At 60.1% G+C, this 21,392-nt stretch carries 19 protein-coding genes; 10 read left to right on the plus strand and 9 right to left on the minus strand.

All coding sequences use genetic code 11. From position 1 onward, the window contains the following. The first annotated feature begins 419 nt into the window (after positions 1 to 419). Both WMO20_RS12585 and WMO20_RS12590 read left to right on the plus strand, forming a co-directional pair. Positions 420 to 797: a DUF3592 domain-containing protein gene (locus WMO20_RS12585; protein WP_112091219.1), complete on the plus strand. Its 378-nt coding sequence runs from the start codon at positions 420 to 422 to the stop codon at positions 795 to 797. A gap of 16 nt (positions 798 to 813) precedes the next feature. Further along, entirely contained in the window at positions 814 to 1,767 is a 954-nt protein-coding gene (locus WMO20_RS12590) for a SurA N-terminal domain-containing protein (RefSeq protein WP_349187069.1), read from the plus strand. A 57-nt stretch (positions 1,768 to 1,824) separates the two neighbouring features. Here the strand turns inward: WMO20_RS12590 and WMO20_RS12595 are convergent, their stop codons facing one another. After that, on the minus strand, positions 1,825 to 3,600 hold the full coding sequence (locus tag WMO20_RS12595) for an ABC transporter ATP-binding protein (protein WP_349187070.1): 1,776 nt from the start codon (positions 3,598 to 3,600) through the stop codon (positions 1,825 to 1,827). Then, positions 3,597 to 5,336 carry an ABC transporter ATP-binding protein gene (locus WMO20_RS12600; protein WP_349187071.1) on the minus strand — a complete coding sequence of 580 codons (1,740 nt, stop codon included), beginning with the start codon at positions 5,334 to 5,336 and terminating at the stop codon, positions 3,597 to 3,599. The genes WMO20_RS12595 and WMO20_RS12600 overlap by 4 nt, the downstream gene beginning before the upstream one ends. Before the next feature lie 148 nt (positions 5,337 to 5,484). Here WMO20_RS12600 and WMO20_RS12605 point away from each other — a divergent pair, with 148 nt between their 5' ends. The 5 genes from WMO20_RS12605 to mscL all read left to right on the plus strand — a co-directional run bounded on the left by WMO20_RS12605 (position 5,485) and on the right by mscL (position 10,576). After that, a complete protein-coding gene (locus WMO20_RS12605) occupies positions 5,485 to 6,582 on the plus strand; it encodes an SseB family protein (RefSeq protein ID WP_349187072.1) in 1,098 nt (365 codons plus the stop codon). 82 nt (positions 6,583 to 6,664) lie between these two features. Then, positions 6,665 to 8,482, plus strand: coding sequence for a molecular chaperone DnaK (gene dnaK, locus WMO20_RS12610; RefSeq protein ID WP_349187073.1), 1,818 nt, complete (start codon positions 6,665 to 6,667; stop codon positions 8,480 to 8,482). Between the two features lie 78 nt (positions 8,483 to 8,560). Further along, positions 8,561 to 8,788, plus strand: coding sequence for a DUF1653 domain-containing protein (locus tag WMO20_RS12615; protein WP_044960207.1), 228 nt, complete (start codon positions 8,561 to 8,563; stop codon positions 8,786 to 8,788). 88 nt (positions 8,789 to 8,876) lie between these two features. Continuing rightward, complete coding sequence (locus WMO20_RS12620; protein ID WP_349187074.1) at positions 8,877 to 9,926, plus strand: hypothetical protein; 1,050 nt, start codon at positions 8,877 to 8,879, stop codon at positions 9,924 to 9,926. A 200-nt stretch (positions 9,927 to 10,126) separates the two neighbouring features. Continuing rightward, positions 10,127 to 10,576: a large conductance mechanosensitive channel protein MscL gene (mscL, locus tag WMO20_RS12625; RefSeq protein ID WP_097782946.1), complete on the plus strand. Its 450-nt coding sequence runs from the start codon at positions 10,127 to 10,129 to the stop codon at positions 10,574 to 10,576. A gap of 139 nt (positions 10,577 to 10,715) precedes the next feature. Here the strand turns inward: mscL and WMO20_RS12630 are convergent, their stop codons facing one another. After that, complete coding sequence (locus tag WMO20_RS12630; protein WP_112091212.1) at positions 10,716 to 12,263, minus strand: alkaline phosphatase; 1,548 nt, start codon at positions 12,261 to 12,263, stop codon at positions 10,716 to 10,718. Positions 12,264 to 12,573: 310 nt separating this feature from the next. Between WMO20_RS12630 and WMO20_RS12635 the strand changes: the two genes are divergently transcribed. The 3 genes from WMO20_RS12635 (at position 12,574) to WMO20_RS12645 (ending at position 15,168) form a co-directional block, all read left to right on the plus strand. Then, a complete protein-coding gene (locus WMO20_RS12635) occupies positions 12,574 to 13,395 on the plus strand; it encodes a Cof-type HAD-IIB family hydrolase (RefSeq protein ID WP_349187075.1) in 822 nt (273 codons plus the stop codon). Between the two features lie 7 nt (positions 13,396 to 13,402). After that, positions 13,403 to 14,395 carry a 3'-5' exonuclease gene (locus tag WMO20_RS12640; RefSeq protein ID WP_112091210.1) on the plus strand — a complete coding sequence of 331 codons (993 nt, stop codon included), beginning with the start codon at positions 13,403 to 13,405 and terminating at the stop codon, positions 14,393 to 14,395. A gap of 170 nt (positions 14,396 to 14,565) precedes the next feature. Then, positions 14,566 to 15,168 carry a TVP38/TMEM64 family protein gene (locus WMO20_RS12645; RefSeq protein ID WP_349187076.1) on the plus strand — a complete coding sequence of 201 codons (603 nt, stop codon included), beginning with the start codon at positions 14,566 to 14,568 and terminating at the stop codon, positions 15,166 to 15,168. 73 nt (positions 15,169 to 15,241) lie between these two features. On the opposite strand, the gene WMO20_RS12650 is transcribed toward WMO20_RS12645, so the two are convergent. From WMO20_RS12650 to WMO20_RS12675, 6 genes are all read right to left on the minus strand, one after another. Then, a complete protein-coding gene (locus tag WMO20_RS12650) occupies positions 15,242 to 16,780 on the minus strand; it encodes an AAA family ATPase (RefSeq protein WP_349187077.1) in 1,539 nt (512 codons plus the stop codon). A gap of 18 nt (positions 16,781 to 16,798) precedes the next feature. After that, on the minus strand, positions 16,799 to 18,229 hold the full coding sequence (locus tag WMO20_RS12655; protein WP_349187078.1) for a vWA domain-containing protein: 1,431 nt from the start codon (positions 18,227 to 18,229) through the stop codon (positions 16,799 to 16,801). A gap of 14 nt (positions 18,230 to 18,243) precedes the next feature. Beyond that, entirely contained in the window at positions 18,244 to 19,344 is a 1,101-nt protein-coding gene (locus WMO20_RS12660) for a leucine-rich repeat protein (protein ID WP_349187080.1), read from the minus strand. Between the two features lie 239 nt (positions 19,345 to 19,583). Then, the gene (gene tatC / locus WMO20_RS12665; protein WP_256265990.1) at positions 19,584 to 20,381 is read right to left on the minus strand and encodes a twin-arginine translocase subunit TatC; all 798 of its coding nucleotides are present in this window, start codon (positions 20,379 to 20,381) and stop codon (positions 19,584 to 19,586) included. A 2-nt stretch (positions 20,382 to 20,383) separates the two neighbouring features. Next, positions 20,384 to 20,581: a twin-arginine translocase TatA/TatE family subunit gene (tatA, locus tag WMO20_RS12670; RefSeq protein ID WP_015537270.1), complete on the minus strand. Its 198-nt coding sequence runs from the start codon at positions 20,579 to 20,581 to the stop codon at positions 20,384 to 20,386. A 101-nt stretch (positions 20,582 to 20,682) separates the two neighbouring features. Continuing rightward, positions 20,683 to 21,228, minus strand: coding sequence for a twin-arginine translocase TatA/TatE family subunit (locus WMO20_RS12675; protein ID WP_256265991.1), 546 nt, complete (start codon positions 21,226 to 21,228; stop codon positions 20,683 to 20,685). Positions 21,229 to 21,392 lie beyond the last annotated feature (164 nt).

Here is a 21,392-nt window from a genome sequence, read left to right on the forward strand (position 1 = left end):
TGCCAATTCCGCCATATCCGCATATTCTGTTGTGTTCCTGCACCGCAGCGCCGGGAACGATAGTTATTATACCAGATACAAAAGAAATGTCAAGGCTTAATTTCAAAATTATTCGACAAATTTTTGCGGTAAAGTTGGTGCACTCTGGATAGCGGCTGCGGGGCGCTTTTTAAGGCAGATTATGGTACAATAAACGATAGGCAACACCGCACAATTCCCGCCTGACGGCTTAAGCACCGTTCCGGCGGCTGCGGCACGGCATCTGCGTTGCCAAAATGCTCGATAATACACAAAGTATTATCTGCGCTTTTGGCTTAGCATCTGCCGCACCTCGCGCGCCGTATCGGCACTTAGAATTATGCGGTACTGTCTATACGTCCGGGCATCGCCCGGCGATTACGGAAAAACGAGGGAAAACGATGCTGAATGTGATTATTTTTCTGGTCGGTGCACTGATCATGTTTTACATGGCGCTGCGCAGCGTGCGTGCGCGGCAGCAGCTGCGCACCAAGGGCGTCTGCGTGCAGGCCACGGTAAGCGGCACGGTGCAGAGCCGGGACGGCGCTGCCTATGTGCTGGAGTTTACCACCGCAGGCGGCAGCCACCGGCTGCAGTACCCCAAGCCCGCCAAGGGCAAGTCCTTTGCCGAGGGCAGCGTGGTCACCCTATACTACGATCCCGATGCACCGGAGAAGATGTTCGTAGAAGGCGATAAGTCTGTGCTGGGTGCCGAGCTGCTGTACGTCGGCATCGGTGTGGCGCTGCTGGTGCTGATGGTCGGCATCATGAACCGTTGAGAAGGAGGGACACCGCATGAAACTGGAACATTTCGGCATGGCTGAGCCGGGGGACTGCCGGTTGGTATTCACGGCAAGCGTAGAGGAGCTGGCCGCTGCGCTGGCAAAGGAGCAGGCTGCCCCGGATGCCCCGCAGGACGAGGAAGAGCTGCTGACGGCAGCGGTGAACCGCACCATTCTGGAGGGCTTTGATCCTCTTTACCGGCAGCTGGTGCAGGAACAGCAGATTGTACCGGTGACCGACCCGGATTTTGAGCTGCTGGCGGTCAACAAGGCCGAGGGCTTCCGGGCGGGGGCGCAGTTCTACACCCTGCCGCCGCTGGAACTGGGACGGGATACCGGCTTTGTGCAGGCCATCGAGCCCCACCCGCTGCGCCGGTTGACCATTGAACTGGAGATCAACCGCAATTATGGTGACGAAGAGCGCGCCGCCGATGCCGCAGGCAAGGCTGCGCTGCGCGACCGGGTGACCCGGGAGCTCTACGCAAAGCGCTGCGCACAGGCTAAAGACAGGGCAGAGAAGGAGCTGGTCTGGCAGCTGGGCGATGAGGTGACCGGCTTTGTGCCCAAGCGGCTGGAAGCGGGCAACTACTTTGCCGAGCAGCGGCAGTTCAATCTGAGCCTGCAGGCAAACGGCATCAACTTTGACCGGTTCTTGGCGGTACGCGGGCAGACGGTGGAACAGTTCCGGCAGTGGCTGCACCAGCAGGCGGAGCGCAAGCTGCGCAGCTGGCTGGGGCTTTTGCTGGTGGCTGAGCGGGAGGGCTTGCAGCCCACCGAAGCCGAGGTGAATGCCGCCCTTGCCAACTGGAACGAGAAGCTGGACGGGGAGCGCACCTTCCCGGCGAACGACAGCCGCAAGGTGCGCCAGCGCCTTGCCCGGGCAAATGCTGCGGCCTTTGTGGTGGCGCATTCCACCCTCACCCCGCCGCCGGCAGAGCCTATCGTGCAGGAACCGGAGAATAAATGATAACAAAAAGGAGAGATGCGCCGCATCTCTCCTTTTTGTTAATGTTATGAGGGGTACTCAGGTCTGTACGCCCTCGAACTGGCTGTTGTAGAGCTTGGCGTAGAAGCCGCCCTGTGCCAGCAGCTGGTCGTGATTGCCCTGCTCCACGATGTGGCCGTCCTTCATGACAAGGATGACGTCTGCTTCCCGGATGGTGGAAAGGCGGTGCGCCACGATAAAGCTGGTGCGCCCCTGCATCATGCGGGCAAAAGCCTTCTGGATGCGCACCTCGGTGCGGGTATCAATGGAGGAGGTGGCTTCGTCCAGGATCAGCATGGGCGGCAGGCAGAGCATTACGCGGGCGATGCAGAGCAGCTGCTTTTGTCCCTGACTGATGTTGCCGCCGTCCTCTGCAATGACGGTGTCGTAGCCCTCGGGCAGGCGGCGGATAAAGCTGTGGGCGTGGGCAGCCTTGGCGGCGGCGATCACCTCATCCATGGTGGCGTCCGGTTTGCCGTAGGCGATGTTCTCCCGCACCGTACCGGCGCGCAGCCAAGTGTCCTGCAATACCATGCCATAGCTGCCGCGCAGGGAAGCACGGGTCACATCCCGGATATCGGTGCCGGACACCTTGATGCTGCCGCTGTTCACATCATAGAAACGCATAAGCAGGTTGATGAGGGTGGTCTTTCCACAGCCGGTGGGGCCTACGATGGCAATACGCTGGCCGGGCTGTACGTCCAGCGAGAGCCCCTCGATGAGCGGTCGGTCGGGCAGGTAACGGAAGGACACATCCTGCAGCTGCACATGGCCGTCCGGCTGCAACGCGGCGGCGTTTTCAGTCTCCGGTACCTGATCCTCGGCGTCCAGCAGTTCAAACACCCGGGCGGCGCAGGCCAGTGCATTTTGCAGCTCGGTGACCACGCCGGAGATTTCGTTGAAGGGCTTTGTATACTGGTTGGCGTAGCTTAAAAAGACGCTGAGCTGACCGATGGTGATGCCGCCGCGCACGGCGTACAGCGCACCCACAAGCCCTACGCCCGCGTACACGATGTTGTTCACAAAGCGGGTGGCGGGGTTGGTCAGGCTAGAGAAGAAGATGGCCTTCAGGCTCACCTCCTGTAATTGGCCGTTCACTTCGTCAAAGGCGGCAAGACTTTCGGCTTCATGGCCAAAAGCCTGCACCACCTTCTGGCCTTCGATCATCTCGTTGACCAGCGCGGTCTGTTTGCCGCGGACGGTGCTCTGGCTCTGGAAGTAGCCGTAGCTGCGCTTTGCCAGAAAGCCCGCCACCACAAGGCTCAGCGGGGTGATGCACACCACCACCAGCGTGATGGGCACGTTCTCCCGCAGCATGAACAGCAACGTGCCAAAAATGGTCAGGATACCGGAGAACAGCTGAGTAAAGCCCATCAGCAGACCGTCCGCAAAGGTGTCCACATCCGCCACCATGCGGCTGACGATATCGCCGGAGGGATGGCTGTCCAGATAGGACAGCGGCAGGGTCTGAATTTTACGCAGCGCCTCGTTGCGCAGGTCACGGCTGACCGAGAAGGTGATGCGGTTGTTGCACACGCTCAAAAGCCACTGCGCAAGGGCGGCTACGGCAGCCACCACCAGAATGCTTACGGCAATGCGCAGCACCCCGGCAAGGTCTACATTGCCCTTGCCCAGCATCTTATCAATGGCATCACCGCACAGGATGGGGATATACAGCTGGGCGGCTACGCTGACCGCCGCCACCAGCAGGCTGCACACCACAAAGGCGCTGTACGGACGGATCTTGTGCAGCACCCGGTTCAGGGTGGCCTTGCGCTGCTGCGGGGTCAGCTTGTTTTTTGCTTTTGCACTCATGCTTCTGCCTCCCCTTTCTTGAACTGGCTTTCGTAGATCTCCTCGTATACCGGGCAGCTGCTGCGCAGGGCGCTGTGAGTGCCGATGCCCACCAGATGGCCGTCATCCAATACTAAGATCTGGTCGGCGTGCTGCAAGCTGGCGGCACGCTGGCTGACGATGAACACGGTCAGTGCCCCGGGCAGCGCCGCCAGTGCCTTGCGCAGGGCGGCGTCGGTGGCGTAGTCCAGTGCGCTGGCGCTGTCATCCAAAATCAAAATGTCCGGCTTGCCCACCAGCGCACGGGCGATGGTGAGCCGCTGCTTCTGTCCGCCGGAAAGATTGCGTCCGCCCTGCTCCACCGGCTCGTCCAGCCCAAGGGGCTTTGCACGCACAAAGTCTGCGGCCTGCGCCGTTTCCAGCGCCGCCCACAGGTCGGCATCGGTGGCGTCCTTGTTGCCCCACAAAAGGTTGGAGCGGATGGTGCCGCCGAAGAGCTGCGCCTTCTGCATGACCACCGCCACCCTGCCGCGCAAAGCGTCCCGGGGGTAGCTGGCCACCGGGCGGCCAAAGATCTCCACGCTGCCCTCGGTGGCATCGTAAAAGCGCGGGATGAGGTTTACAAGGCTGGATTTGCCGCTGCCGGTGCCGCCGATGACGCCGATGGTCTGGCCTTTTTTGGCGGCAAAGCTGATATCGGTCAGGCTGGGTGCGCCTGCGCCGGTGTAGGTCAGCCCTACATGGTCAAAGCGCACGGCATCGCCGGTCTTGTCCTCAGCCACTTCGCCCAGAAGCTTTGCCGGGAAGGTCATGCCGGGTTTGGTATCCAGCACTGCCTGCACGCGGCCTGCACAGGCCAGTGCTTTGCTGATCTGTACGATGAGGTTGGCAAGCTTTACCAGCTCCACAAGGATCTGGTTCATGTAGTTCACCAGCGCGATGACATCGCCGGACGCCATGCCGCCCACATTGATCTCAATGCTGCCCACATACAGCAGCGCCACGATGGCAAGGTTGATGAGCACATAGGTCAGCGGGTTCATCAGCGCCGAAAGATGGCCGACGTGCAGCTGCATCCCGGTCAGCAGGGCGTTAGCGTCCTCAAAGCGGTCGATCTCGCTCTGCTCCTTATCAAAGGCGCGCACCACGCGCACGCCGGTCAGGTTCTCGCGGGTCAGACCCAGCACCCGGTCCAGCCGGGTCTGCACGGTCTTGTACAGCGGCCGGGTGATCACCATCACGCCGAACACCACCACGCTGAGCAGCGGGATGGTGACTACAAAGATCATTGCCGCCCGGGCGTTGACCGTAAAGGCCATGACCATGGCACCCAGCACCACAAAGGGGCTGCGCAGGAACAAACGCAAAAACAGGTTGAGTCCGCTCTGCACCTGATTGACATCACTGGTCATGCGGGTGATAAGGGTGCTGGTGCCCAGTGTATCCATCTCTGAAAAGCTCAGGCTCTGGATATGGGCAAACAGGGCGTGCCGCAGCGCGGTGGAGTAGCCCACCGCCGCCTTGGCAGAAAAATACTGCGCGGTCAGGCTGCAGGTAAGGCCGACAAAAGCCAGCAGCAGCAAAAGGCCGCACCGCACCAGAATATAATGCAGGTCGTGCGCTGCAATGCCCACATTGACGATATCCGCCATGACCAGCGGCACAAACAGGTCAAAGGTGGCTTCCAGCATCTTAAAGAGCGGTGCAAGCACGCTTTCGCGCTTGTAGCCCTTCAGGTAGCCAAGCATCCGGTTCAAGAAAATTCCTCCTTTGGGGGTCAAAATACACCTTATTATAACGCGATGTATATTGAAAATCCAGTGCCGCAGCTGCGTTTTGCATTGTACAAGCTGCCAAATCCTGTTATACTAGAACTGATATTGATAGGGAAGTATGGTGAACACAATGGCAAGACGAACAGACGGCGGGGTACGCTTCCGCCCGGTGGGCAGCCGCCGCAGCCGCACCGCACCGGTGTACAGCCCGCGCGGCACCGGCTGCCCGGCCATCGAGCAGGCAGTGCAGGGGCTGTACAAGGGACAGAACGAGGAAAGCTTCTGGTCCCTGATGAGTGCATTGAATTACGCGCTGGAGCTGGAGACCCATGTGCTGGTGCCGCTGCAAACGGCGCTTTCGGCGCAGGGTGCGCCTGCCCCGTGGATGGAGCACCCCATCCCGGCGGAAAAGGCCGATGGCCTTGCCTTGTGGACGCTGCGCAACGACAAGGGACGCTGCTGGCTGCCGCTGTTCACCTCGGTGGCAGCGGCCGGTGCAGACCGCAGTACCGCAAGCCGCCCCATGGCTGACCGAACCTTGGAACAGGCCATGCAGCTGGCGCTGGATACCCCGGGCATCGACGGCGTGGTGCTGGACCCGTGGAGCAATTCCGCCTCGCTGGACGGTGCGCTGCTCAACGGTCTGCTGCACGCAGGCCACACCCCGGAGGGCCCCGGCGCAGAGGAGGCCGAAGCCGGTAAAGAAGCTGCCCGCGCCGGACACTGGGCGGCAGCGGCAGAGTGCTACCAGAAAGCCGCCGAGCAGGGAAATTCTGCCGGGCTCTCGCTGCTGGGCGAGTGCCTGTATCAGGGGCGCGGCGTGCCAAAAAGCGCTGCGCAGGCACGCAAGCTGTGGAAAGCTGCTGCCGAAAGCGGTGAAACCATCGCCCTTTTGAACCTTGGCGACGACTGCGCCGCCCGGGGCGACAACGGCAAGGCGCTGTTGTGGTACCGCCGGGCGCGGCAGAGCGCGGCAGCGGTGCCGGATATCGAGTACACGCCCCGGGTCTGCCTGCGGCTGGCGCAGTACGAAACGCGCTACACCTCCCGCAAAAAGGCGCTGGCGCTGGCGGCAGAAGCAAAGCAGGCTTTTACCATTTTGCAGCGGGAGCACGAGCCGGACGCCGACTGCTGGTTGCAGGAAGCGGAACAGCTGCTCTATGCGCTGACCCACGAGCCGCCTACGGCTCCGGCAGCATATAACATAGAATCTTTACAATTGGACTAAAAAATGGTCACAGCCGTCCGGTAAGATAGACTGGAGAAAAAACAGCCCGCAGACACGGCGGACAAGAAACAGAGGAAACAGTATGAGCAAAGTGATCGGCATTGATCTGGGTACGACCAATTCCTGTGTGGCGGTAGTGGAGGGCGGCAAGCCTGTGGTCATCACCAATGCAGAGGGCGAGCGCACCACCCCCAGTGTGGTGGCCTTTACCAAGGACGGTGAGCGGCTGGTGGGCGGCGCGGCCAAGCGCCAGATCGCCACGAATTCCGGGCGCACGATCTCCAGCATCAAGCGGTACATGGGCTCGGACTACCGGGCGCACATTGACGGCAAGGACCTTGCCCCGCAGGAGATCAGCGCCATGATCCTTGCCAAGATCCGCCGGGACGCCGAGAGCTATCTGGGCGAGCCGGTCACCGAAGCCGTTATCACCGTGCCCGCCTATTTTGATGACAGCCAGCGCAAGGCCACGCAGGATGCAGGCCGCATTGCGGGGCTGAACGTGCTGCGCATCATCAACGAGCCCACCGCCGCCGCTGTGGCCTACGGTCTGGACAACGAAGCCGCCCAGAAGATCCTTGTTTACGACCTTGGCGGCGGCACCTTTGACGTGTCCATCATTGAGATCGAGGACGGCACCTTTACGGTGCTGGCCACCGGCGGCGACACCCATCTGGGCGGCGATGACTTTGACCAGCGCATCGTGGAGTACGCGGTGGCAGAGTTCAAAAAGTCTGACCGCATCGACCTGACCCGCGACCCCGCTGCCATGGGACGGCTGAAGGAGGAGGCGGAAAAGGCCAAGAAGGAGCTTTCCAGTGCGCCCTCCGCCCAGCTGAACCTGCCCTTTATTACGGTGGGCAAGGACGGGCCCCATCACTTGGATATCGCCCTGTCCCGCCCGCAGTTCGAGATGATGACCGGCGATCTGCTGTCCCGCACCGTGACCCCGGTGCAGAACGCTTTACGGGATGCCGGCATCTCTGCCAGCCAGCTGGGCAAGGTGCTGCTGGTGGGCGGCAGCACCCGGATGCCCGCCGTGGAGCGGCAGGTGCGGGAGCTGCTGGGCAAGGAACCCAGCCACAGCCTGAACCCGGACGAGTGCGTCGCCATGGGCGCAGCGGTGCAGGGCGCACTGCTGCAGGGCGGCGGCAAGCTGGCGGGTGCCACCGGCGCGGCAGCGCAGGGGCTGGTGCTGATGGATGTGACCCCGCTGACCTTGTCCATCGAGACGCTGGGCGGCGTGGCCACCCCGCTGATCACCCGCAACAGCATGATCCCCACCCGCAAGAGCCAGATCTTTACCACCGCCCGTCCCATGCAGACCAGCGTGGAAATCAACGTTTTGCAGGGTGAGCGCCACTTTGCGCGGGACAACAAGTCTTTGGGCAAATTCAAGCTGAACGGCATCCGGGCAAGCTTTTCGTCTAAGCCCCAGATCGAAGTCACCTTTGATATCGACGTGAACGGCGTGGTGAAGGTATCGGCGAAAGACCTTGCCACCGGGCGGGAGCAGAATATCACCATCACCGGCAGCACCAACCTTTCCGAAAACGAGATCCAGCGCGCCATGGCAGATGCTGCCGCCTACGAAGCTGAGGACAGCCGCCGCAAGGAGCGGTTGGAGCTGCACAATCAGGCCGAGGTGCTGGCCTACAAGGTGGATGAAGCACTTTCCAAGTGCAAAAAGGAACTGGATAAGGACGAAAAATCCCGCGTGAAGGCCGACCTCGCCAACCTGCGCCGCTGCCTGCGCAAGGATAAGCCCGAAAAGATGAACGAGACCGAGGAAGCTGCCCTGCGGCAGGCCAAGAGCCAGCTGGAAACCTCGGCCAACCACCTGATGCTGCTGTACTCTGCCGAGCAGACCCCCGGCGATGGAACGGACAGCACGCTGTAATATTTATAAAATAAGGTTTGTGGGCTGCTGCACCCGCCCGGCGCAGCAGCCCTTTTTGCAGAAAAGAAAGGAACGGCTATGAAGGAACTGCAATATCCGGTGCGCCCCGGGCGCTACCGCCACTTTAAAGGCAACGAATATCAGGTGCTGGGCGTGGCACGTCACAGCGAGACCGAGGAGGAGATGGTGGTGTACCGCGCCCTGTACGGCGAGGGCGGGCTGTGGGTGCGTCCCGCCGCCATGTGGCTGGAGACCGTGACCCGGGACGGCGTTACCCAGCCCCGCTTTACTTATATCGGGGAGTGATGCGCCCGGCTTGAATCCCGTTATTGACCCTAGGATTATTTTGCGGTAAAATGTGAGTATGATACCAAACAACAAAGGAGGTTTTCGTATGAAGGCCAAACGATGGATCTCGCTGCTGCTTGCGGTCAGCATGATGCTTGGTGTGCTGGCGATGCCCGCCTCGGCGGCAGCTCAGCAGCCGGAAAGCACCGCTGTTGTCAGCGAGGAACTGTCCGATGCCGCAGCGCTGAGCGCGGCAGAGGATGAAAATGATATCGTCAACATCCGCATCCGGGCGACCGGCAACCTTGTCTACGGCTCCGATTATAAGCTGGAGGTGGAGACCCGGCCCGAAAACACCCAGTATATTGCCGTGGTGCTGGGCACCAGCGGCGAAGCCTACGGCTATGTGACCCTGATGATCTCGGATAAGCTGCGCACCCTGCTCAAGCTGATCCCCCTGCCCAAAAAGATGTCCCAGACCCCGGATCAGGCCGAGGAATTCAATGTATACAGCTACCTCAAGCAGCTGATCGACGGCAACGATGTCGGCGTGCTGCTGCGGGTGGCGGACGAGGTGGTGTCGGTGATGGACACCGTCAGCTTCTTTGTCCCCGCCAGCTATCTGACCACTGTGAAGAACGTTTCCAACGGCATGAAGCTGACCCTGAGCCTGATCCGCAAGTATCTGCCCGAGGGCGCGCTGAGCCGCATCTATCTGGATGAGCAGCCCAAGGACAGCGGCAAGTACGTTGCCGGTGCTATTGCGCTGGAAAGCAGCGATATCAACGCCGCCGGGTTTGCCATGTTCAAGATCAAGCCCAAGACCGAAAACGTCAGCCTGAGCTGGGCAGCCGATGCTCCGTCCAGCATGACCGTCTCCCAGCTGCAAAACGCCGATCTGACCGCCAAGGTCATTTCGGACGGACAGGTGGCTGAAAACGGCAAGGTGAGCTACACCTACAAGAAAAAGACCTTCCTGTGCTTCAGCAGCAAAATAAACGGCGTGCCCACCGAGCCCGGCACCTACACCCAGACCGCCAAGGCAGGGGGCAACTACTCCTGCAGTACCATCAGCCGCACCATTACGGTGACCGCTGACCCCCAGCCCGCCGCAGAGCAGTCCGCCGAACAAGCGGCAGAGCAGCCTGCAGCATAAATCAGCGGAAAACTATTTTTGAATAGGACGATCCCGGAAAGTCTGCGGATTTTCCGGGATCGTTTTTTCACGGGAGAAGCTACTTTTTATTATCTATAAAATGGGCTGCTTTACTCTTGCAAATCGATGCGCCATACGCTATTATAAAAATAAAAGAACCCCTTGCGGTAAAAAAGGGGACAAGAAGGAGCGGTTTATCTATGGAAGAGAAAAAAAGCGGCATCAAAAAGTTCCTTGAAGAGTTCAAGGCATTTGCCATGCGCGGCAATGTGCTGGACATGGCAGTGGGCGTTGTCATCGGCGGTGCCTTCACCGCCATCGTCACCGCGCTGGTGGAGGACATCATCAACCCGCTGATCGGCCTGTTCTTCAAGGCAGATTTTTCCGATGTGGTCATTGGTCTGGGCGGCTCCAGCATCAAGATCGGCGAGTTCGTCAACTCCATCATCAACTTCCTCATCGTGGCCTTTGTACTGTTTGTTGTGATCAAGTTTGTCAACTCCCTGCACAAAAAGCCCGAGGAGCCCGCCGCACCGGAGGAGCCCACCACCAAGGTGTGCCCCTACTGCCAGAGCGAGATCTCTATCAAGGCTGTGCGCTGCCCCCACTGCACCTCCAAGCTGGAGGGCTTTCCCGAAATGAAAGCCTGAAGCATTCAGCATTGATAATACAACAAAACCCTCCCGGCCGGGCGCAGTCTTTGCGCTTGCGGCAGGGAGGGTTTTGCACATTTTGCGGCTTGGTTGTGGAAAAGTGGAGTGGGAAGTGAGGTAGGAAAATCAGGCGCTCTTACTGCACCTTGGTCAGCTCAGCCAGCTTGTGGTAGATCTCAGTATTGTCGTACACGCCGCCGAACTTCTCGGCGCCGACACCCATGGCGTACACGTTGACCATGGCACCGGTGTGGGCGTAGGTGGTGTGGTCCATGCCGGACTTGTGGTTGATGGTGTGGCAGACAGCCATGCTGAAGGGGATGTAGGTACCGTACAGCTCGTAGTCCTGCTGGCTCATCTTGCTCTGGCTGGAGGAGCCCACCTGCAGGGTGCGCTCATAGGCCTTGCGCAGGTTCTCCACCTCGTAGTCGGTCAGCAGCAGCTTGCCTGCGCTGGCGGCAGCGGGGTCGGTGGGCAGGGTCAGGCCAAAGACGTTCTTCACGTCCTGCATGGCAGTCTCAAAGGGGGTCTTGTTGGCAATGTAGCCCTGCACATAGGTGGCATCGAACTTTGCGTAGGACATCTTCTGGTGTGCCAGATTGGTCAGGAAGGTGTCGTAGTTGGTGGTTTTGTAGCCGATGGCCATGCCGCCGGTCTCGTGGTCGGCAGTGACAAGGATCAGGGTCTCGTTGGGGTGGGCGTTGTAGAAGTCCACCGCAGCCTGCACGGCGTTGCTCATCTCCAGCACATCATGGATGGAAGCCGCGGCATCGTTGGCGTGGCAGGCCCAGTCGATCTTGCCGGACTCGGTCATCATAAAGAAGCCCTTCTTGTTGTTCAGCAGCTCGATGCCCTTTTTGACATAGTCGGTCAGCTGCCACTCGCCGTTGGCAGCGTCCATGGCGTAGTTCATGGCCTTGCCATCGCCCAGATTCTCGGCAATGATCAGGGTCTTGCCTGCACCGGCGGTCAGAGCCGCTGCACCGGCCTGGGTAGTGACCACGTTGTAACCTGCGTTGGCAGCCACGGTATGGTTGTCGGGGCCGGTACCGTCGCCGTTCACCTTCTGGAACTCGCCGCCGGCAAAGTACTCAAAGCCGGAGTTTGCCAGTTCCACGCCGATCTCGTAGTAGTTCTTGCGGGTCTTCTGGTGGGCATAGAAGGCAGCGGGGGTGGCGTGGTCGATGTTCACGGTGGAGATCACGCCAACCTTATAGCCTTTCTGGGCGTGCAGCTTTTCAGCGATGGTCTCGTAGGGCACATCGCGGGTCCAGGGGCACATATTGATGACGCCGCTCTCGGTCTTGTGGCCGGTGGCGATGGAGGTGGCGGTGGAAGCGGAATCCGGGCAGAAGGAGGTGCTGTCGTAGGTGGTCACGCTGCCCACCTGCGGGAAGCTGGTAAAGCTCAGGTCAGCCTCGGTCACAGCGCCGTTGTTGTCCACGGTGCCCTTGTAGAAGCGTGCAGACTGGATCTGGGCAGTGCCCATGCCGTCGCCAATGAACAGGAAAACGTACTTGGGCTTTTTGAACACGTCCAGCAAACCGTTCTCTTCGTCTGCTGCGGCAGAAGCATCCGTCTCGGCGGCGTGCGCAGCTACGGGTGCAGCCGACAGCATACCCACTGCCGATGCAACGGCACCGGCTTTCAGGAAGCTGCGGCGGGAAATTTTCGCGTTCTTCATAACAGATATCCTCTCTTTTTCAGCCCGGCTTGGGGCGGTTCTACTATTTCTTGTGGGAACACCTGTATTGTAACGCACCGCCCGCAGCGGCGAAACCAGCCCCGTGTAACACTTAGGTAAACCTTTGACGCACGGAAGGGCTGCGGTGTAAAATCCGGGCAAAGCCGGTAAAATCTGCCTGTAACGCCCGCATCCGGGTCACTTTTTGCACCGAACCGCCCTGCAAGGGTTGCAAGCAGGGGGCTTTTCATTGTACAATAGAGGTAGACCGTGCTAAGATATACTTCTATAACGAGAGGATCTTTTAAATATGTCTGATATCAAAGTGCTGGCGCTGGATCTGGATGGCACCCTGACCAACGACCAGAAACTCGTCACCCCGCGCACCCGCACCGCGCTGGACGCCGCCATTGCCAAGGGCGTGACCATCGTGCTGGCGTCCGGCCGGCCTACCGCCGGCATCCAGCCGCTGGCCGAGGAGCTGGGTCTGGACAAAAAGGGCGGCTGCATCCTGTCCTACAACGGCGGCAAGATCGTGGACTGCCGCACCGGCGAAACGCTGGTGGAAAAAACGCTGGACCCTGCCCTTGTGCCCGAGCTGTGCGCTTTTGCCGCCGCGCAGGATATTGCCATCCTGACCTATAACCGCGAGGGCATCGTCTGCGAGCGGGACAAGGACGAGTGGGCGAACAAGGAGTGCTTTACCACAAAGCTCCCCATGATCCATGTGGACGATCTGGCGTCCTATGTGAACTACCCCGTGTGCAAAATGCTTATCACGCTGGACCCCACCCGCCGGGACGCAGTATGCGCTGCCGGACAGCAGCAGTTTGCAGGTCGCGCTGACTTGTACCCCTCCAGCCCCTTCTTTATCGAGGCGGTGCCGCAGGGTGTAGCCAAGGACGGCAGTCTGGCGGAGCTTCTGCGCCGCATGGGGCTGACCCGTGAGAATCTGATGGCCTGCGGCGACGGCCTGAACGACCGCTCCATGATCGCCTATGCCGGGGTGGGCATCGCCATGCAGAACGCCGAGCAGCCGGTAAAGGACTGTGCCGACTATGTGACCACCGCCGACAACAACCACGACGGCGTGGCCGAGGCCGTGGAGAAGTTTATTTTACGAGAGGACTAATAAAGCAATGCCGCGTAACTTGGTTTTATTTGATCTGGAATGGAACATCGGCTACCAGCCGTATACCTTTAACTACCATGGGGTGCAGCAGACCCTGCGGGGCGAGATCGTGGAGATCGGCGCCGTAAAGATCGATGAGGACGCCAACGTGCTGGACACCTTTTCCATCCATCTGCGCCCCCGCATCTTCCGCAAATTGCAGCACCATATCGCTAAGGTGACCGGCCTGACGCAGGCAGATCTGGACAAGGGTGAGCCCATCGTGCAGGGACTGCGCCGCTTTATGCAGTGGTGCGGCCCGGACGCCGAGTTTGCCGAGTGGGGTCTGGACGATGTGCCAGTGCTCAAGCAGAACCTGTTCCTGTGCAATCTGGACGAGTCCAAGCCTACCGTGTGGTACGACCTGCAGCAGGTCTTTCTGCGGGAGCATCCCCGCAAGGAGGGCGAGGGCATGACGCTGGAAAGCGTGGTCACCCGCATGGGCATCCCCATGGAGCGCCCCTTCCACGATGCACTTTCCGACACGCTGTACACCGCCGATGTCTGCCGCCTGCTGGATCTGCGTGCCGGGCTTGCCGCCTACCCCACCGAGGACGAGGCGCTGCGCCAGAGCCTGTGCCAGACTCCCGGCGATTACCGGGACTTTACGGTGTTCCACGGCTATGTGGAGCAGTACGCATGGCGGGCTGACCCCAAGATCAGCCAGATGCCCTGCCCGGAGTGCGGCACCACCCTGCAGCCGGACGAGCTCTGGCTGAAAAAGGGCAGCAACAGCTGGTACACCCTGTGCCAGTGCCCCCGCTGCACCGGCAGCGGCAACGCCGCCGGGCAGGGCGTGTTCCAGCGGTACAAGTTGTCCCGCCGGGACGGTCTGCACTGGAGCTTTGCCCGCTGCGCCCAGATGCCGGACGCCGAAAGCCTTGCCCGCTGGGAAAAGCTGCGCACCGCCCAGCTGGAGCGGATGCGCGCCAAGGCCGAAAAGCAGGCGGCGGAAAAATAAAAGCAGGAAAATCCCCTTCCGTTTCGTAGTATAGATAGCAGAGCACAGAACGTGTCGAAAAATGCACACTCTGTTCACGGCTCTGTCATAGAGAATGGATATACTAAGCATAATGCGGCCTGTCCGGGAACGCCCCGGCACCGGCTGCACAGAAAGGGATCGGACACAGGATGCAAACCACACTGATGGGCTGGATACACCAGCTTGGAACACTGGAATACTGGGAAGCGCTGCTGGCGGGCTTTGAGGGGCTTGGCCCCCTTGTGCCCATTCTGCTGGCCATGGTGGAGTCCTTTTTTCCGCCGCTGCCGCTCATCGCCATTGTAGCGCTGAACGTAGCCGCGCACGGCGGCCTGTTGGGCTTTTTGTACAGCTGGGCAGGCGTGGCGCTGGGCGGCATCATCATGTTTTTATTCTGGCGGCGGCTCATCAAGCGCTTTTTCTGGAAGGTAGCCAGCCGCTCCCCCAAGCTGGAAAAGGCGCAGCAGTGGGTGAACCGCTTCGACACCTCGTCCCTGTTCATGCTGTCGCTGCTGCCCTTCACCCCCACCTCCTTCATGCACTTTGCCTTCGGGATGTCGGACTTTGACGAAAAGCGCTATCTGCGCACCGTCCTTTTAGGCAAGGGGCTGATGGTGGCCATGATGGCTGTCTTTGGGCAGTCGCTGGTCAGCTCCCTGAAAAACCCGGTCTACCTTGTGCTCTCTGTTTTGCTGTGGGGCGGGATGTACTGGGTAAGCAAAAAGTTCTGCCGCAAGCATCATCTGGAATAAAGGATCTCCCTATAAAACAAAAAAACTATCTGCAAAGCCCGGAGGGCGGATGCAGATAGTTTTTTATTTTGGCTTAAACGCTGCCGTGACGGCGCTGCTCGGCGGCAAGCTCCTGCTGCAAAGCCGCCTTGCGGTGATCCAGCAGCAGATCCTTGTTGTACTTGAAGTACCGCTCACAGCCGTTCTCGGTGAGGAACTGGTGGGAAGCGGGATTCACCGTAAGCTCGGTGACGAACACCACCATCTCCTGACTTTCCGCAAACGCCTGCTCCATAAAGTCGAAGGCAGCTTCCAGCGCAGCGGCGGCGGTCTTTTGGGTGGTCTCGCGCTGGTCTGCCAGCGCACGGAACTGTCCGCGCAGCAGGTCGAAGGCTTCCTGCGTGCCGGCGGCGTTAGCGCGGCGCAGCTCGCCCTCCCACTGGTGCAGCGCCGCCTGCACCTGCAGGCGGTTGGTCAGCTCTGCCCTGCCCAGCAGCCCGGCATCGCGCTTTTGCTGGGTCTCAGTCTCGTAGTCCTTGATCTGCTGGCTGAACAGCTCTGCGGAGCCGTCCGGGATATCCTCCGGCAGGGTAGCCAGCGCCTTTTTGGTCTCCCGCAAAAAGGCGTAGCAGGCATCGGCCACGGCATCCGCCTGCAGGGAAGCGATAAAGCGGGTGTCCAGCCCTGCCAGCAGCAGGCTGACAAGGCTGAGCCGCTCGTCAAAGGGGGCCTGCAGCAGACGGGCGAACACGGCGGGCTTTGCCTGCCCGGCAAGGATCTCCTCCACGCCGTAGTCGTCCCGGTACTTGTAGTATAGATCCAGATAAGCCGAGAAGTCCTCGGCGATCTTCGGGTGCTGGATGTACTCCCGGATCAGCTCCTCGTCCGCCTGCAAGCCCAGTGCCTCGTAGGTGTCCAGCAGGTTGGAAAGATCTTCCCAGCCGCGGGCGGTGACGAACTGGGTGCCGTCCACGTCCGCGTTGATCTGGTAAAAGTTCTGGGGATGCAGTTCCAGATAGCTCAGGATGGCGCTGTGGATATGGGCAGCGCGGGCGTAGTCTTTCCACACCGGCAGATCCGGCTCGATGTCCATGCGGCGCACGCGGTCAAGGGTGACGATGTCAAAATCCCGGACGGACTTGTTGTACTCCGGCGGGTTGCCTGCCGCCACGATGACCCAGCCCGCAGGCACGGCCTGATTGCCAAAGGTCTTGCACTGCAAAAATTGCAGCATGGTGGGGGCAAGCGTCTCGGACACGCAGTTGATCTCATCGATGAACAGGATGCCCTCGGAAAGGCCGGTGGCTTCCATTTTGGCGTAGATGCTGGCGATGATCTCACTCATGGTGTACTCGGTCACCGACACGTCCTTATCGCCGTAGTGGCGCTGCCGGATAAAGGGCAGACCCACAGCACTTTGCCGGGTGTGGTGGGTGATGGTGTAGGCCACCAGCGCCACCCCGCACTCCCGGGCTACCTGCTCCATCACCTGTGTTTTGCCAATGCCCGGAGGCCCCATCAGCAGGATGGGACGCTGCCGGATGGCGGGAATGGCGTATTCGCCCAGCGCATCCTTGGCAAGGTAGGCTTTTACGGTATGTTCGATCTCTTCCTTGGCACGTTTGATATTCATAATATTTTCCCCCTCTTGTCAGGAGTTGTTCAGCTCGCGGTACAGGTCGTCCTCCTCGGCCAGAGCGTCCGCAAGGGCGCTGGCGGGGCGGGCTGCCGCACCGGTAAATTCTTCTTCGTCCAGTACCACCTTCATCGCCCACGGCGGCACATTGGCATCATCGAACCGCTCCCCTAAAAACAGAAAGGCGGTATCGTAGCCGGGGCGCCGCGCCGGGTAGGTGCCCATGCCGTCGGTGAAATACAGCAGACCGCGCAGGTTGGAAAACTTCTTTTCGGCGCAGAGCTGGTTTACATATTCAAAGGCCGGGCGGAAGTCCGTTCCGCCGCCGCCCCGCAGCTCAAAGTGGTTCATGGCGTGGATGAGTTCATCCTCATTGCGGATGAGAATATCCTGCCGCACGGCGTTGTCGGCCTGAATGAGGTGCAAATTCATGCGGTGGAAAAAGTTCTCCCGCCCTTTCAGCAGGGTGTAGGTCTCGGCCAGAAAGGCGCGCACCAGCTCGCCGGAGGTAGAATAGCTGGTATCAATGACCAGCGCCAGTTCCTCGATCTTTTTGCTCTCCCGGCTTTCCAGCGGCTCGATGAGGGGCAGGTTGCCGTACACCGAAAGGCCGTAGGTGTAGAAGTTCAGGTCGAACTCGTCCGGGTCCAGCTTGACCTCCTCGCGCAGGACGCAGAACCGGCACAGAAAGTCCTTGTAGCTGCGGCGGCTGCGGTTGGCGGCTTTCACCTGCTGCTTCAAGGCATCGGTGCCCTCGCCCGCCTCCTTGTCCCGCAGGTCCAGCTCGGTCTGCATCCGCTCACCGATCTTCTGCCACGTTTTCTGCGGCAGGGGAGTGGGCATCTGCTGGGGCTGCTCCGGGGCATCCTTCGGCCACAGGCGGTGGTCGTCGGTGACAAATTCCCGCTCCAGCTGCCGCAGCACGCCGGGCGTCTGCCGGGTGAGCCAGCGGTACACCGGGGCTGCCGCCACCACCTTTTCCTCGGCGGTGATCTGCCGGTAGGCGTTCTGCCGCACATAGGTCAGCGGACGCATCACGCTTTTGCGCTGTAAGCTGTCGATGACGTTTTCCACCGCGATATCGCACGCAAGGCTCCACAGCTGCGGCTCCCGGCGGCCTTTCAGCCACAAATGCCGGAACACGCAGTGGAAGACGGTGTGCAGATACAACCGGTTGAGATACTTCGGGTTCTCCTGATAAAGCTGCAACAGGCGCTGCGGCTGGTAATACAGGGTCTGTCCGTCCGTAGCCAGCACCCGGCAGCGCTCGTCCGGGGCGGGGGACAGGGCGCTGAGCGCCATATCCAGAAACCGGAAGTCCAGATACAGCCCGCTGCGCACCACCGCCAGCACCTCGTCGCCCATGCGCGCCTGCCACTCCTCGTGGGTCTCTGGCCGCTGGGACTGGAAAGGCTTGCGGGGGTCAAAAAATTTTTCCTTTGGCAACGTGTGGTCACCTCTCAAAAATCAAAATCGTACCGCTGTTTTTTGGGCTGGGGGGCATATTTTTTGTGTTCCGCATCTGCCAGCAGGGCGGCAGCGGCGGCGTTCTCCGCCTTGGCGGCAAGGGCGGCGGCAGACGCAAAGGCGGCTTTATCCAGCACGTCCAGCGCCAGCAGGGCGCGGATGCCGTCGGTATCCTGTGCCTTTAAAAGGCGGGCGAACACCCGGTCGGTGTTGGCTGCCAGAAACACCCGGTAGTGCCCGGCGGCGGCTTCGGTCAGCTGCCACGGGTACCGCAGGCGGGCAAAGCAGAGCATGGCCATAATGGCGGCGTCATCGGCATCGTGCCCCTGCGGGAAGATGGCGTCATATTCTGCGGGAAGGAATTTATTGTCGAGAAAACACTGCCGGTAATGGTATCCCTGCCCGGAAAAGGTGTGCAGCAGGATGTGGGCGGGGGTCTCCTCGATATCCTCCCAGTAGGCAGGGTACCACAGCGCCGCCAGCGGTGCGGCGGCACCGGCGGGCCAAAACTGCGCCTGCACCGCCTCGGTGATGTTGTTCACCAGTGCAAACAGGCCGGTGGGCTGCTCCGGTGCGGCCTGCACCCGCAGGGTCTCCAGCGCAAAGCAGTTCAAAAACACATCGCTGCCCACGGTCAGGCTGCTGCTGCCTACCGTGAGCAGACGCAGGCTGCGGCAGTTGTAAAAGGCGCAGCTGCCGATGACCTGCACACTGTCCGGCAGAGTGACTTCCTCCAGAAAGCTGCCGCACACCGGGTGCAGCTCCTCTTCCTCCGCAGCCGGAGCGTCAAGGTCAAAATCGTACCGGCGGGCGGGCTTTTGCCCCACCGCCAGCCCGAATGCCCGGGTCAGCCGCACCGCGCCGTCCGCGCCTACCGCGTAGCGGCAGAGGGCATCCGGTGCAGGCAGGCTGCGGGGCTTTTCGGAAAAGCAGTAGTCGCCCAGCTCGGTCAAAGCAAGACTGCCGCCTTCCGGGGCGGGCAGCGTGCCCGGCAGCGCCACACAGGGCGCTGTGCCGTACACCCGCACCAGACGTGCCGTCTGTGCCGAAAGGGGCAAGATATCCAATATCAGTTCGTTTGCCTGTTCTACCATGCTGCGACCTCGTTTTTGCATTGTATTCAGCTTTCAGTATACCGCGAACAGGGGGTGATTGTCCAGTGCGAGGGGAGATTTGGAATGCCCGCCGCGTGTGCTCCAGGCATATTCAGCGGAAAATCTATTTAAAATAGAGCGATTCCGGGTGGGGGCGTAGAGAAAAACAGAAAAAGCCGCCGCACGGTCAGGTGCAGCGGCTTTTGATTCAGTTGATGAAAACCGGAGCGGAAGCGGGATCAGTCCGCGCTCTCCTCTTCTTCCTCGTCATCCTCATCCGTATTACGCGGCTTATAGAAGATGCCGCTCAGGAAGATGCTGACAAAGTACAGCAGCACCATGGGGAGTGCCACCATGCACTGGGACACGATGTCCGGCGGGGTGACCACAGCAGCGATGAAGAAGATGACCACGATGGCTACTCCGCGCACCTGCTTGAGGATCTGCGGGTTGATGATGCCCATCTTGGAAAGGATGATGGTGATCAGCGGCATCTCAAACACACAGCCAAAGATGATGAACATGGTCAGGCAGAGGTTGACGTAGCTCTCGATACTGGTGGTGGTCTGGATGTACTCTGCACCCTCGATGCCGGTGCTGAGGAACCGCAGCATGAACGGCATCATGAGTTTATAGGCGAACAGCACGCCCACGCAGAACAAAATCAGACCCAGCAGCATGACCAGCTTGAAAAAGGTGCTCTCGCTCTTTTTCAGACCCGGCTTTGCAAAGGCGTAGATGTTGTAAAAGGCCACAGGCACCGTTACCACCACACCGGCCAGAATGGACACCCGGAAATACTGCATCAGTTTTTCCTGCGGGGCAATGGACACGAACTGGTAATAGTCGCGGCCCATGGCGGTAAGCAGATCGATCAGACGGTCTGCATACGCCAGCGAGACCACTACGCCCACCACAAACACCACCGCGCAGATGATGAGCCGGTTCCGCAGCTCTTTCAGATGGCCGGTCAGCGTCATGCTGCCGTCCTCTGCCATGACTTCGGCTTTCTTTTTGCGCTTTTTGTTTGTAGCCACAATTACTCCTCGTCTTCGTCCTTCTTATCAGCCTTCTTTACAGTCTCCTCGGACTGCTCGGCGTCCTCGTCCTCCATGCCCTTCTTGAAGCCATTGATGGTCTTACCGAACATCTTGCCCAGCTTCGGCAGGTTCTTGGGTCCGAAGATCAGCAGAACGACAACCAGAATGATCAGCAGCTCATTAGTACCAATACGCATAATAAATATCTCCTTTTTCTTGCCGCGCCGCGTGGCGGGCGTATTACAGAATGTATCTGGCAACCGCGGGCGCGGGTGCATCCATAAATAAGTAGGGGCGCTTACACCTTTGCTTCCTCAGCAGGTGCAGCTTCGGCGGCTTCCTCGGCAGCGGCAGGGGCTTCCTGCACAGGCTCGGCAACCGGCTCAGCAGCGGGCTGTTCCGGCTTTTCAGCGGGGACTTCCACAGCTTCAGCAGGGACAGTCTCGGCTGCTTCTGCCGGGGCTTCAGCGGGCTGCTCGGGCAGCTCCTCCACGGTGTCCTCGGTCAGGTCGGTGACCTCCTCGGTCTCAGCCTGCTTCTTGGCGGCTTCCTCCTTGCTGGTCTTGCCAATGCCGGTAAAGCTCTTGGTCACGTCCCGCATACTGCTGTCGATATCCTTCTTGATATCGGTCAGGGGGGCAACAGCTTCTTTCAGGGGTGCCTGGATCTCGTTCAGGGGCTCTACCACGTTCTTCTGGATCTCTTCAGAAGCAGCGCCGGTGTACTTCTTCAGCTCGCGGAGCATCTTGCCGATCTTTTTAGCATAGACGGGCAGCTGATCCGGGCCGATGAACACAAACGCCACGATGACGATGACGATAAGTTCCCAAAAACCAATTTTCATAAGTAACGTTTCCTTTCCTGTACCAAGGGCGTTTCCAAGGCCGCCGCACACCACAGCGGTTTGTGCCTTTTTGCCCTTTTTGGCGGGGATTCGGCGCACTGCGCGCCTTTGTTGCCCTATGTATACCGAAAAGTGGTGTACTGAATGTTAATATATTATTAATA

This window comes from Faecalibacterium intestinale (genome assembly GCF_040096575.1).
In the GTDB taxonomy this organism is placed as follows: domain Bacteria; phylum Bacillota; class Clostridia; order Oscillospirales; family Ruminococcaceae; genus Faecalibacterium; species Faecalibacterium intestinale.